This is a genomic window from Pinibacter soli, assembly GCF_029961145.1.
GTDB classification, from domain to species: Bacteria; Bacteroidota; Bacteroidia; order Chitinophagales; family Chitinophagaceae; genus Pinibacter; species Pinibacter soli.
On record NZ_JASBRG010000006.1, the window covers coordinates 261,179 to 274,429 of the forward strand.

Below are 13,251 nucleotides of genomic sequence, written 5' to 3' on the forward strand. Positions count from 1 at the left end.
ATTTAAATACTAAATTTGAAATACTCCGCTTCATTGGAGCACGTTAAATCTATCCGCCAACATGAAACAGTTTTCCTGTGTTTTTGTTGCAGCCATTCTTACTATTCAGTTAAATGCACAGACCCCAGTTCTGAATAAAGTGGCCGCCAATGCCTTTATTATTACGCGGATGGTGGACAAGTACCATGTGGAGCCCAAACCCGTTGACAAAACGCTTTCCTATAATTTGTTTGATCACACTATTGATGCATTGGATGATGCGAGGATATTTTTTATAAAAGAAGATATCGACAAACTTCAGCCTTTCCGTATGCATTTGGATGAAGACCTGATGGGCCGGAAAACAGCATTTCTCGAACTGCTTTCCGCCACATACCAGGCGAGGGTTGCCCAGGTTGATACCATGATCGACAATATTTGTAAAAAGCCTTTCAATTTCTCCGTTAAAGAAACGTTCACTGAAACCGAGGACACTTCATTTGCCCCCAATACAAGTCTTCAGAGAGTCAAGATTACAAAGAGTATTAAAAAAATGATGCTCAATAAAATTTCCCTTGCTGCGGAAAACAGCATTTCACTTCCGGCAGATAAACAAAAGAAAATTATCGACAGTGTTGAGCTTGTAACGAGGAGACATGTACAGGCAAAGCTTAAGTTGGAAATAAAGAAAATGTTGCAAAGTCCCGGTGGTATTCCCCAGGCGGTTGGTGATGTGTACTGCAACACACTCGCTTCATATTTTGATCCGCACACTGCTTATTTCCCTTTAACAGAAAAAGAAAACTTCGAAAGTCAGCTCGGCGCCAGGCCACTTCGTTTCGGTTTTCAACTGCTTGAAGACGACAATGGAAATGTGACCATTGGCAAGCTTTTGCCTGGCAGTCCCGCATTTAAAAGCGGCCAGTTGAATAAGGGTGATAAAATAATAGCGCTGCAATGGGCAGGCAAAGAGGAGATTGATGTATCCGATGCGAATCGCGAAGAAATTTCGGAAGTATTGGATGCCAGCAATCATGAGGAGGTGACTTTTACTATTAAGAAAGTTGATGGCACGATACGACAAGTAATACTGCAAAAGGCAACGAATGAAAGTGAAGAGGGCGATAACAAAGTGAAAAGCTTTGTATTGAAAGGATCGAAGAATATTGGGTTTATTTCATTACCCGCTTTCTATACTGATTGGGAAACAAGTAATACAGAAGATCACGGCTGTGCAAACGACGTAGCGAAGGAAATACTGAAATTAAAAAAGGAAAAGATAACCGGACTGATCATTGACCTTCGATTTAACGGCGGCGGCTCTATGCAGGAAGCAATTGATCTTGCGGGAATATTTATAGATGCCGGTCCGGTGGGACAAATAAAATCCCGCGATGCGAAAGTGTACACAATGATGGATGTGAACCGGGGCACGATGTACGATGGCCCGCTGGTGCTTCTTGTAAACGGGTATAGCGCATCTGCGTCGGAGATTCTTGCGGCCGCCATGCAGGATTACAACAGGGCGCTCATCGTGGGCTCCCCAACTTATGGTAAGGCAACTGCACAGCTGATTATGCCAATGGATACAACCGCACTGGCAAACAACACCGGCAACAACGCAAAAGCCGATAGTTATTTAAAACTTACCGTAAACAGACTCTTTCGTGTAACGGGACAAACGGCACAGTTTAACGGCGTGATTCCTGATGTGAAATTGCCAGACATCCTGGAAATAGATTCGCACAGGGAAGCCGATGAACCTTTTGCGCTAAAGCCGTCTGTAATTGCGGCCAATAAATATTACAAGCCTTTATCTCCCTTGCCCGTTGCGGCTTTACAGGCAAAGGCCAATCCTGAAATTGATCAATCGGAATATTTTAATGAACTGAAAAAGTATACTGTCGAATATAAAAAAGTGATGGCCAACCAGGACATTTCACTTTACCTGAATGATGCATTGGCCGCGAGGAAAAAAGTGAAAGAAAAGGACGACGCGGTACCTAAAGAAATTGCCAGCAATTCCTACTACATCATCAGCAATCATTCCTTTGATGAAGAACGCCTTGCAGTCGACGAAGATCTTAAAAGGCTGAACAGTGAGTGGAGAAAATCGCTGCAAAAAGATCCGTATATAAAAATAGCTTACGATTTGTTGATTACGGATTTTAAGTAGTGGGAAACGTAAAAAGCCGGCAAGACAATTGAGCCAGTTTGATGCCAAACTTTCATTACGGCATCGTATCACTTGCAACCACAGTTGTTCCTTTAAAGTTAAAGAAGGTTCTGGAGCTAAGGTCCTGCGTTGCTTCCATTCCATTGAAACCTCTTAGCGTATCGCGTTTCGTTCGAAGCTCCACATATTTATCCGTGTAGAATTTTTCTTTGCGTTGGTCCCACCAAAGCTCCTTGCAGAAAACGGTGTCGCCACTCATGTTGATAATGATCACGCTGTCTTTCAAAAAAACTTTGTTTTCGTTTTCCCTGTACTTGCCATACTTCGCATCAAGTTTGGTTTCAACCTTCAGGGAATCGTTGAAGAAGTCGACGTGTAGTGTTTTTGGAAATTCTATAAAAGGAGCATCGGCAGTGCTGTCCTTATCATAGCGGTTCATAATAGGCGAAGTGAGTTTTGCCCTCATTTTTCCCGACTGGCTGTAGTAGGTAACAATTTCCCGTCCCTGTTCCATGGCCGTTACTGTTTTGGTAAGTGCACGAACTTCGTTGATATCGTTTTCGCAGGCTACCAAAAGAAAACTTCCAATTGCCAATTTTGAGAATGTGCTAAAAATGTGACCGGGTTTACTCATATCGCTGTTTTGCCGGCCAAATATCGCATAAAAAGATGAATGGGAAAGCTAAAACCGATTAAGGCTTAACGCGAAGCGTCCAACGCAAGGACGCCCTTTGCCTTAGGCGCTAGGCATTTAGCGTTACGCTCAAAAGAAGTGAATAATTTTATTGGGAAACCTTGACCAAATATTAACACTTCAGTTATTTTTGGGAAAATTTTACCCTTTGCTGCAGGCGTATCATCATGAAATTTTAGTGGAAGCCGGATGCGATGAAGCCGGTCGCGGTTGCTTCGCAGGACCTGTATTTGCCGCCGCAGTTATTTTACCAAAGGATTTTTTTCATCCCGAGTTAAACGATTCCAAGCAAATAAAGGAAGCCGTAAGAGACGAACTGAGAGCCTATATCGAAGAAAAAGCCATTTGCTACGCCGTGGCACAGGTGAATGTAGATGAAATTGATGAAATAAATATTCTCAACGCGTCTTTCAAGGCAATGCACCTTGCCATTAAAAAGTTGCAGATAGTTCCTGAGCAATTGCTCATTGACGGCAATCGTTTTAAAGCCTACAAAAAAATTCCGCATCACTGTATTATCAAAGGTGACGGAATATACGCATCCATTGCTGCAGCTAGTATTCTGGCAAAAACTTATCGTGACGCTTATATGAAAAAGCTTCACAACTCTTTTCCGCACTACAACTGGAAGAACAATAAGGGCTACGGCACCGAAGAACACAGAACCGCGATCGGGCAACACGGCCTTTGTGAGCATCATAGGAAAAGTTTTAATATAGTGTCTGCGCAGATTGATTTGTTTGATTAAAGATTATTGCAGCAGGCAATATTGCTTTTTTTCATTTTTGTTTGTAAAAAAAGAGCTGCCTTTTGGACAGCTCTTTTTTAAGCACTAGTGGCAATGTTTAATGCCTATTTAGCATAATATGCTGACATAAAAATCAACACCAATCCTATAGATGATAACAGATATTTCCACTTGCCCATTTTTTCACCATAAAAAATTGAAACGAATATAAGTGGAGCTACCAAGCATTCAAGTTTGTTAGACAAGCTTTTGTGCAATATAAAAGGCACAACAGGAAAAAAAATACTGATGCATACACCGAGGACAGGTTTCCAATATTTATCTATCATATAAGCGGTTTAGTTTTTTAATTTTTATTGACAATTTATGCCATAACTAGGCGACCATGCTATGTTGCAGATATCACAATTCCATTATTACAAAAAAGAGAATATCCAGTAAGAATAGCCGTACAGCCTGCAATAATATATGTTTATAGGGCTGATACTCCGCTTTTTATAAGACAATGTAGTCTTTTTGCTAAAAGGTTGGCAGATAATATAAAATAAACGCGTTTATTGTTGACCGTGATTAAGTTTCTGGGTAAAAAATGGAACGAATTTTCAAGGAAAGTAAATTTTTATTTTCGTGGTGCACGTTTTTTCTAAGGAATTTCATCAAGGTGCTAAATTTTTTTGTTTATACAACTAACAGGCATGGTTTTTACTTTTTACTTTTGATTTTTTACTTATACTTGAGCATTAATTAGTTTATTTTGAATTTCCGATTCGAACATATCATTTTTCTTGCCGGCTTGGCGGTTGTTCCATTAGTGATTTTCCTGTTTTGGCGACTGCTGAACTGGAAAAAGAAAACCATGGCTGTTATCGGTGATCCTTCGCTGGTAAAGGAGTTGCTCAAAAACTACTCTCCCAAGAAATTTAACCTGAAATTTTTGTTGTCTGTTATTGCCTTGACGGCAGTAATCATTGCTATGGCGAATTTGCAGCGCAAAGGAAAGATGGAGAACGTGAACCGCAAGGGTGTTGATGTGATGATCGTAATGGACGTGAGCAAAAGTATGCTGGCACAAGACATTAAACCCAACAGGCTTGAGCGTGCCAAGCAATTGGTGAACAAGATCATTGAAAGAATGGAAAATGATCGCATTGGCCTGGTACTGTTTGCCGGAAGGGCATATATGCAAATGCCATTGACCACGGACCATTCTGCTTCTAAAATGTATGTGCAAAATGCTGGTCCGGATGTAGTTCCAACACAAGGTACAGTGATAGCCGAGGCGTTAAAAATGGCCAACAGCGCATTCAACAGTAAGGAAAGAAAATACAAGTCTATTGTACTGATCTCTGATGGTGAGGATCACGACCCGGAAGCGTTGCCTGTGGCGAAGACCTTACAGCAGAACGGCGTAATGATAAACACAGTGGGTATCGGTTCTCCTGAAGGTGCACCAATCATTGATCCCAATACCAATGATTTTAAAAAAGACGCACAAGGGAATAACGTTATCACCAAACTCAACGAAGCAGAGCTACAGCAATTGGCACAAGCGGGAAACGGCATATATGAAAGACTGGAAGATCCGACAGAAACCGCCGATGAGATTACAAAGCAACTGGGCACGATAGAGCAAAAGGCAGTGAGCGATAATAGTTATATCAACTACATCAGTTATTTTTATTGGTTCATAGCGCTTGCGATCGTTTTGCTTTTATTGGAAATGTTTGTTTCAGAAAAAAGGAGCGGTAGCAGTATAACATCATTTGATTAGAAGACTATGAGGACAAAACATTTGATACATTTTTTCCTGGGCTCATCGATAGTTGCGCCGGCGATGCTACACGCACAATCGGGTGGTAAGGATTTGCGCGAAGCAAACAAGTTGTACAAGGAGAAAAAGTTTGATCAATCGCTGAAAGCTTACAACAAGGCATTGCAAGCTGCGCCGAATAACTCTACCATTAATTACAATACCGGCAACGCGAACTTTCGCAATAATAAATTTGAGAATGCGGTAAGCGATTACGACAATACCGTTTCCAATACGAGTGATAACACACTCAAGCAAAACGCTTACTACAACAAAGGCGTTTCATTTAGCAAGCAGAAGAAACTGCCGGAAAGCATTGAAGCCTATAAGGACGCGTTAAAGCTGAACGGGAGCGACAAAGAAGCGAGAGAGAATTTGCAAAAAGCGCTGATGGAACAAAAACAACAACAGCAGCAGCAACAGCAAAACAAGCAGGATAATAAAAAAGATAACAAGAAAGATCAGGATAAAAAACAGGATCAAAAACAAGATCAGCAACAGCAGCCAAAAGAACAACAAAGCAAATTAAACAAACAGCAGGTGGAGCAGCTGCTTCAGGCGCTTCAGCAAAAAGAAAAAGAGGTGCAGAAGAAAATGCAGCAAAAAGATGCGAGCCCTACGCAGCCTGATAAGGACTGGTAGGAATGGTTGAATAACTGAGTAACTGAATAACTGAAGGGTTGAATGTTGTGGTGCGAAATTGAAACTTATACTCTCCGAAGCTTTTGGCTTCGGAGTTTTATTTTCCGCTCTGCAAGGCTTGTAGCCTTGCAGGATCATTCTGTCGCCTCTGGCGATTTTACCTTAAAATATAATGTTGCCAAAGGCAACAAAATAAAACTGCAAGGCTACAAGCCTTGCAGAGCGGAACTTTCGACCCTTCCGGTTATTCAATTATTCGCTGTACTTATACCCCACGCCTCTTACCGAATGAAAGTATTTCGGATTACGGCTGTCCTCTTCAAAGTATTTGCGGAAGTTTAAAATGAAATTGTCGATCGTGCGGGTCGTTGGATATACGTTGTAGCCCCAAACGGTTTGAAGGATCTTTTCCCTTGGCACCACCTCGTTCTTATTTTCGATAAGGAGCTTTAGGAGCATTGTTTCTTTTTTGCTCAGTTGCACAGTTTCGCCGCTTTTGGTAGTTGCTTCCTGAGCTTTGAAGTCGATAGTGTTATTGCCAAAGCTATAGGAATCACCAATGGTGTCTTTATCCTGCAGTTTGGCATTCTTCTCAATCAGTTTATGAACACGCAGCAGGAGTTCTTCCAGGTTAAATGGTTTGGTAAGATAATCGTCTGCGCCTTTTTTCAAGCCCAGTACTCTGTCAGTGCTGCTGTTCTTTGCACTTAATATCAGCACTGGTGTTTCATTGCTTTTCACCCGCATGGTCTCCAGCACGGTAATACCATCGAGTTCGGGTAACATAATGTCAAGTATCACCAAATCGAAATACTCGCCCTGAAGAGCTTTTAAAGCTGCGTTCCCTTCAAATGCAGACGTCACTTCATATCCTTCCAGCTCAAGATTTAATTTCAGCGAATCGTGAAGGTTCTCTTCATCTTCTACCAGTAAAATTGATTTCTTTGTACTCATACGTGAAACTGAATGGTAAAGTTAGCGCCGGTTGGCAAATTATCGGTTACTACAATACGTGCGTTGTGTTCAAATGCAATCCTTTTACAAAGATATAATCCAAGGCCGGTTCCTTTTGTTTTGCGCACCTTTTCATCGCCGATCCGGTAAAACCTGTCAAATATTTTTTGCTTCTCATTGTCTGGAATGCCCACGCCATTGTCAGTCACACTTACCAGGATCATATTCTTTTTGCGATGCATGGTAAATCCAATCTCACCTTCTTTGCTGCCATATTTTACCGCGTTGTCGATAAGATTGTTGATCAGTATTTGCAATAACAAAGGATCGCCCTCCAACGACAGATCTTCTTCTACAGAGATGCTCCAATTCTTATTTGGGAATCGGGTTCTGTACTCTTCTACGCTTCTTCGGGCAAGGTCTGACAAGTTCAAATCTTCTTTTGTAGAATGAAAAGCTTTTTCATCCATCTGTGCCGACACCAGTATATTATTTGCCAAAGTATTCAACCTGTTCGTTTCCTGCAAGGTCATCGCGATGATCTTTTGCTGTTTCTCTTCATCCAGTCTATGCTTTTGCAATGTTTCCAGGTTCAGCTTCGCGACGGCGATTGGCGTTTTCAGTTCATGAGTGATCGCCATCATAAAATTATGTTGCTGTTCTGACAGTTTAAACTCTCTTCTTACGGCGCGATATACAAAAAACGCACCCACAATAATGAGAGAAAAAAATACTGTGCCTTCCCCTACATATTTTGCCGTGGCACGATGCTGCTCGTCGGTAATTTGCTGAACTTTTGTAAGATAGGCAGGATCGTCGGCCTTTAGTTCTTCCAGTTTGTAGTTGGTCATCTGGTGGCTTTGGCGCATGAGCGAAACGAACCACCAGACCAAAGCGGCTATTATATAAAGCAAAAGAAGATAAAATAACGCGGAGGCAAAGCCAAGTTTCCTCGCCGGAATCAGTTTTCTTAACATCGTTTTGAAGGTTTGAGAGGGAATACGCTTAAAGCTAAATGCCCAACGCCTAATGCAGCGCTAAGCGTTGGGCATTCAGCTTTAAGCCTGATTCACCCCTTAATTCGCTTTCTCAACCCGCAAACCTACATTCACAACATGTTCCAAAGGATCATCACGCATAATTTGCTCGAGTGCAAAATCGTATGTTCCTTTTTTATTGAAACGTACCGGATCACGGGTAATACGTATGCGGTGGTAAAAAATATCGTCCATCCCGCTGCCGAGCCAGCCCTTATCATTGTTGCCAAGAGTAAGGTCAAGTTGTTGCCTTGTTGCTTTTGAATCGCCTGGCGCCTTTGTGTATACATTCATCCAGATGTTATTGTATTTATATGCATCCGTATGTCTTAATGTGATGAATACATTGTAGAGCGCCGTGGTATCTTGAATGTCAAACTGAACACTTTGTCGGTCAGAGGCATCCCACTGTTGATTTTTAATGGAAACGTTCTTTTCAAAAACATCGTTCGTCGCACAGCCCGTTAGAGTACCAATCAAACAAAAAGCAACAAAGGCTATCGGCAAATATTTTTTCATGAAGGGATTATAATAGTTGTTAGTTGTTGGTTGATAGTTGTTAGCGAGCCGCCGATAGTGTGCAACTACTAACAACTATCAACTTTCTTTATAGCACGTTCAATACTTGTTCTTTTGCTTTTTCCAGTTCATCTTTCATCACCACAACACATTTCTGGATAGATGAATCGTATGCTTTGGCGCCGGTAGTGTTTATCTCACGACCAACTTCCTGCAATATGAAGGAAAGTTTTTTACCTTTTTCTTCGCCGTTCTCTTTTATCAGCGACCTGAAATAATCGCAATGGTTTTTCAAACGCACTTGTTCTTCGCTGATGTCGATTTTCTCAATATAATAAACGAGCTCTTGCTCCAATTTATTGGTGTCGTAGTTGTCTGCACCTACATTTTCTTCCAGCAGTTTCACCAGGTTTTCTCTAATTTTTGTTTTGCGCAAAGGTTCCAACTCGATCACTTTGTTTTGTTGACTCTCAATATTGGATATGCGGAGCAGAAGATCTTCTTCCAGGATTCTGCCTTCCTCGGCACGGTGAAGGTTCAGGTCGTCGATAGCTGCGAGAATAGCCTTTTCAAATTCATTCCACTCGTTTTCCGTTAAGGTATCGCCGGTTGGCGTGATCACTTCAGGGAGTTTCAATAATGAACTGAGAATATGCGCGGGATCGAGATTCAATTCTTTGGACAATGCAGCCACCGGTTCGTAATATGCTTTGGCAAGATCTACATTTATCGTTACCGGTTTTGCGGAGCCGGTTTGTTTTAAACTGATCGTACAATCGATGCTGCCACGACCAAGCTTCTTGGAAAGGATGCCACGAATGTCGAACTCAAACGGTTTTAAAAATGCAGGCATTTTCAGGTTTACTTCAAACTGTTTTCCATTAAGGGATTTTATATCAATCAGGAAAGTTTTATCACCCACATTTTTTTCGGCCCTTCCGAAGCCAGTCATTGATTTGAGCATCGTAGTCTAAATTTTAAGCAAAGTAATGAAAAGAGTGGAGAGTTGGGAATTGAAAGTTGAAAGTTGAAAGTTGAAAATTAGGTCGGCCATGTTGGTGAGAAGAGCTGCTTCTGCAGATTAGTCCACCAACACTTCTATATTAACAACAGCATTTGAGCATCCTGATTGGTGTTCATTTCTTGATGTTAGCAGATGTATTGCGAGTTGCAGGAACCTAAACTATTTCCTGGAAGATTGACTATGCAATAGGGCAGATGCAATCCACCCTGCCATTTTCAACTTTCAACTTTCCATTTTCAACTTCTTATACAACTCTCTTTCCTTCATCTCCATCATATCGCCAGGAAGTAGTCCATCAATTGTTATACCCTCCATACTGTATCTGATTAATCGCAATGTAGGGAAGCCGACAGCCGCTGTCATTTTTCTTACCTGTCTGTTCTTTCCTTCGGTAAGTGTCAACTCGATCCATGAAGTGGGAATATTTTTTCTGAACCTTATAGGCGGGTTGCGTGGTGGTACTTTTTGGTCAACATCAATTCTCTTTGCCTTTGCAGGTCTTGTTCGATGGGCTTTGCCATCCACCGTTATTGTAACTCCTTTCTTCAATACATCGACCGCTTCATCCGTAATGTTGCCATCAACCTGTACCCAATAAGTTCTTTCATGTTCAAAGGATGGATTAAGTAAGCGATGATTGAGTTTCTTATCGTTGGTCAGTAACAATAAACCTTCGCTGTCATAGTCGAGTCGGCCAACAGGATAAACATCGGAAGGCACATCGAAGAAGTCTTTCAATGTTTTCTTATCGCCTTCTTTGCTGAACTGGCAAAGTACTTCGTATGGTTTGTAAATGATAAAGTAGTGATGCATGTACAAATAAAAAGTCCCACATTTTGTGTGGGACTTTTATATATGAATGGGTTAGTAAGTAATGGGAAAACAAATTCCCTACACAATATTAAAAATAATTTTCGCGAACTAGAAAATTTTTGACATAAATTTTATTCACATTTTTTTTAGTCCTGTGGATAAGGCCGTTCGTTTGAAGCATCAAAAACAGCATCTCATGATTGCTTTCAAACTTTTTTTATTCTCATTATTTTACGACTACATTTTTTATCATCCTCTGAAACTATTTGCAGCAAGGCATTTCGGCGATTTTGTTTTTTAATGCAATTGCGTTTTTATAAAAGTAACAACATCATCGTTCATTGTTGAAGCATAAAAAATGCCTCAAATAAATTGTTTGTTAATGAGTCCGGGCTTTTAAAAAAAAGTTTGCTCAGCGGGTGGCTTAAGCTCCGTTTTTATCCTTTGAAATCATTTTTCGCCATTTTGAAGACAGCTATAACTTTGCAAAAAATCAAAACATGCAATTTCCTTCTCCTGTTTCTATTCAATGGATAGCAGATCTAATAAAAGCAGAACTTATAGGCAATGTAAACGGACAAGCTACAGGCATTAACGAATTACATAAAGTGGAACAAGGCGATCTTGCGTTTGTTGATCATCCTAAATATTATGATAAATGCATTCTGTCTGCAGCATCGTTTATCATAATAAATACAAAGAACGTAACAGTACCTGAAGGAAAGGCTTTGTTGGTGGTTGACAATCCTTTTGAAGCATACACAATCATTGTAAAACATTTCCGCCCGTTTGAACCGGCTACAAAAATGATCAGTGACTCAGCAGTGATCGATGCGAGTACGGTTATCTATCCGAATGTGTTTGTTGGGCATCATGTTACCATCGGTAAGAACTGCATCCTCCATTCCGGGGCACAGATACTCGATCATTGTGTGATCGGTGATAATGTAGTGATACAATCAGGAACCGTTATCGGCTCGGATGCTTTTTACTACAATACAAAAAAAGACAGGGAGGGTTGGTACAAACGAATGACCAGTTGTGGAAGAGTACTAATTGAAGATGATGTAGAGATAGGTGCGAACTGTACGATCGACAGAGGTGTTACCCATGACACAATTATTGGGAAAGGAACAAAAATGGATAACCTCATACACATTGGTCACGATACTGTGGTTGGTAAAAACTGTTTGTTTGCCGCGCAAGTTGGTATCGCCGGTGCAACCACTATTGAAGATGGTGTAATACTTTGGGGGCAGGTTGGCGTAAGTAAAACATTGACCATAGGGAAAAATGCAGTGGTATATGCACAGAGTGGAGTGCCGGCATCACTGGAAGGCGGCAAAACTTATTTTGGATCACCGGTAGAAGATGCTTCACTAAAGATCCGCGAATTGGTTTGGGTAAAACGTATTCCTGAGTTGTGGGCGAAAGTGATGGGGAAATAGCAATTTGAAAATGGATGGAAATACGAAGTACGATGCGTGGTGTTCGAAATTGCCTAGGATGTTGAGCTTTCCGAAGCTTGTAGCTTCGAAGGATTATTCTATCGCCTCCGGCGATAATATTGTTGCCGGAGGCAACAGAATAAAACTTCGAGGCTATAAGCCTCGAATAGCAAAATCAAAACTCATTACTCACTACTCTAAACTTCTCCCATGATAGAAGTAATTAAAGGCGATATAACCAAAGTGCATGCAGATGCTATTGTAAACGCAGCGAACTCTTCTTTGTTAGGCGGTGGCGGCGTGGATGGAGCCATTCATCGTGCGGGTGGCCCTGCTATTTTAGAAGATTGCAGAAAAATAAGAGCAAGGCAGGGTGAATGCAAAACCGGCGATGCAGTTATTACTACGGCAGGTAATCTGCCCGCAAAATTTGTCATTCATACCGTTGGCCCGGTTTGGAACGGTGGTACTAAAAACGAAGCAGAAAAGCTGGCGAACTGTTATAAGCACTCTTTAGAGCTTGCAGTTGAAAACAAATGCGATACTGTAGCCTTTCCGAATATCAGCACAGGTATTTACGGTTATCCTAAAGATCAGGCGGCGGAGATTGCTGTGAAAACCGTTACTGAATTTTTAAATGAACATAAGAAGCCAGGCAAAGTAATTTTTGTTTGCTTTGATGAAGACAGTTATTCAATTATTAAATCGCTCATTCACCACTAAGGATACTAAGCCTCACTAAGAAAACCCGTATGCCAATACATCAAAATATATTACGGCCTTGCTTTTCAAATTTCTTATAGTCTATCAAGCTCTGCTTAGTGAGACTTAGTGCCGTTAGTGCCTTAGTGGTGAATTGTAAAAAACAACGCCATGAACAAAATACTAGCCATCTCAGGAAGTTTACGCAATACATCTTCCAATACAACCATCTTAAAATATTTACAGAAAATAGCACCATCAGATGTTGAGATCGAAATCTACGATGAGCTCGGGGCGTTGCCTCACTTCAATCCAGACATCGACAACGAAAAATCTCCCGAAGTGGTCACAAGATTCAGATCGAAACTTAAAGAAGCAAATGGCGTAATCATTTGCACACCGGAATATGCTTTCGGCGTGCCGGGCGTTTTGAAGAATGGGCTGGACTGGATCGTGTCTTCTGGAGAGTTTACAGATAAACCTACAGCTACCATAAGCGCTTCGCCACTTGCTACAGGAGGAGATAAAGCACACGCTTCGTTGCTCGTCACGATTAAAGTAATGGGAGCTAAGGTAGTAGAGAGTGGTTCTGTTACTGTGCCGATCGTTTTGAAGAAATTTGACAGCGAGGGAGTTATAACCGACGAGAAGACGGCAAAGGAGTTCGAAGTAATGATGAATAGTTTGATCAGTGCGTTTTAGGAA

General features: G+C 41.2%; 13 protein-coding genes. 7 read left to right on the forward strand and 6 right to left on the reverse strand.

Annotated features, from left to right (window positions below):
• Nucleotides 1-61: 61 nt before the first annotated feature.
• Nucleotides 62-2,155 carry a S41 family peptidase gene (locus tag QJ048_RS10960; protein ID WP_282334391.1) on the forward strand — a complete coding sequence of 698 codons (2,094 nt, stop codon included), beginning with the start codon at nucleotides 62-64 and terminating at the stop codon, nucleotides 2,153-2,155.
• Between the two features lie 55 nt (nucleotides 2,156-2,210).
• Here the strand turns inward: QJ048_RS10960 and lptC are convergent, their stop codons facing one another.
• A complete protein-coding gene (lptC, locus tag QJ048_RS10965) occupies nucleotides 2,211-2,789 on the reverse strand; it encodes an LPS export ABC transporter periplasmic protein LptC (RefSeq protein ID WP_282334392.1) in 579 nt (192 codons plus the stop codon).
• 190 nt (nucleotides 2,790-2,979) lie between these two features.
• On the opposite strand from lptC, the gene QJ048_RS10970 reads away from it, so the two are divergent.
• From QJ048_RS10970 to QJ048_RS10980, 3 genes are all read left to right on the forward strand, one after another.
• Nucleotides 2,980-3,597: a ribonuclease HII gene (locus tag QJ048_RS10970; RefSeq protein ID WP_282334393.1), complete on the forward strand. Its 618-nt coding sequence runs from the start codon at nucleotides 2,980-2,982 to the stop codon at nucleotides 3,595-3,597.
• A gap of 754 nt (nucleotides 3,598-4,351) precedes the next feature.
• Entirely contained in the window at nucleotides 4,352-5,368 is a 1,017-nt protein-coding gene (locus QJ048_RS10975; protein ID WP_282334394.1) for a vWA domain-containing protein, read from the forward strand.
• Between the two features lie 6 nt (nucleotides 5,369-5,374).
• Nucleotides 5,375-6,049 carry a tetratricopeptide repeat protein gene (locus QJ048_RS10980; RefSeq protein ID WP_282334395.1) on the forward strand — a complete coding sequence of 225 codons (675 nt, stop codon included), beginning with the start codon at nucleotides 5,375-5,377 and terminating at the stop codon, nucleotides 6,047-6,049.
• 252 nt (nucleotides 6,050-6,301) lie between these two features.
• Here the strand turns inward: QJ048_RS10980 and QJ048_RS10985 are convergent, their stop codons facing one another.
• The 5 genes from QJ048_RS10985 to QJ048_RS11005 form a co-directional block, all read right to left on the reverse strand.
• On the reverse strand, nucleotides 6,302-7,003 hold the full coding sequence (locus QJ048_RS10985) for a response regulator transcription factor (protein ID WP_282334396.1): 702 nt from the start codon (nucleotides 7,001-7,003) through the stop codon (nucleotides 6,302-6,304).
• Nucleotides 7,000-7,980 carry a sensor histidine kinase gene (locus tag QJ048_RS10990; RefSeq protein ID WP_282334397.1) on the reverse strand — a complete coding sequence of 327 codons (981 nt, stop codon included), beginning with the start codon at nucleotides 7,978-7,980 and terminating at the stop codon, nucleotides 7,000-7,002. The genes QJ048_RS10985 and QJ048_RS10990 overlap by 4 nt, the downstream gene beginning before the upstream one ends.
• Nucleotides 7,981-8,079: 99 nt before the next feature.
• A complete protein-coding gene (locus QJ048_RS10995; RefSeq protein ID WP_282334398.1) occupies nucleotides 8,080-8,559 on the reverse strand; it encodes a gliding motility lipoprotein GldH in 480 nt (159 codons plus the stop codon).
• An 88-nt stretch (nucleotides 8,560-8,647) separates the two neighbouring features.
• Nucleotides 8,648-9,523, reverse strand: coding sequence for a YicC/YloC family endoribonuclease (locus tag QJ048_RS11000; RefSeq protein WP_282334399.1), 876 nt, complete (start codon nucleotides 9,521-9,523; stop codon nucleotides 8,648-8,650).
• Nucleotides 9,524-9,805: 282 nt separating this feature from the next.
• Nucleotides 9,806-10,396: a pseudouridine synthase gene (locus tag QJ048_RS11005; RefSeq protein WP_282334400.1), complete on the reverse strand. Its 591-nt coding sequence runs from the start codon at nucleotides 10,394-10,396 to the stop codon at nucleotides 9,806-9,808.
• A 500-nt stretch (nucleotides 10,397-10,896) separates the two neighbouring features.
• Between QJ048_RS11005 and QJ048_RS11010 the strand changes: the two genes are divergently transcribed.
• The 3 genes from QJ048_RS11010 (at nucleotide 10,897) to QJ048_RS11020 (ending at nucleotide 13,248) form a co-directional block, all read left to right on the forward strand.
• On the forward strand, nucleotides 10,897-11,844 hold the full coding sequence (locus QJ048_RS11010; protein WP_282334401.1) for a UDP-3-O-(3-hydroxymyristoyl)glucosamine N-acyltransferase: 948 nt from the start codon (nucleotides 10,897-10,899) through the stop codon (nucleotides 11,842-11,844).
• Nucleotides 11,845-12,054: 210 nt separating this feature from the next.
• Nucleotides 12,055-12,567 carry an O-acetyl-ADP-ribose deacetylase gene (locus QJ048_RS11015; RefSeq protein ID WP_282334402.1) on the forward strand — a complete coding sequence of 171 codons (513 nt, stop codon included), beginning with the start codon at nucleotides 12,055-12,057 and terminating at the stop codon, nucleotides 12,565-12,567.
• Between the two features lie 150 nt (nucleotides 12,568-12,717).
• Entirely contained in the window at nucleotides 12,718-13,248 is a 531-nt protein-coding gene (locus tag QJ048_RS11020) for an NADPH-dependent FMN reductase (protein ID WP_282334403.1), read from the forward strand.
• The last annotated feature ends 3 nt before the right edge of the window (nucleotides 13,249-13,251 follow it).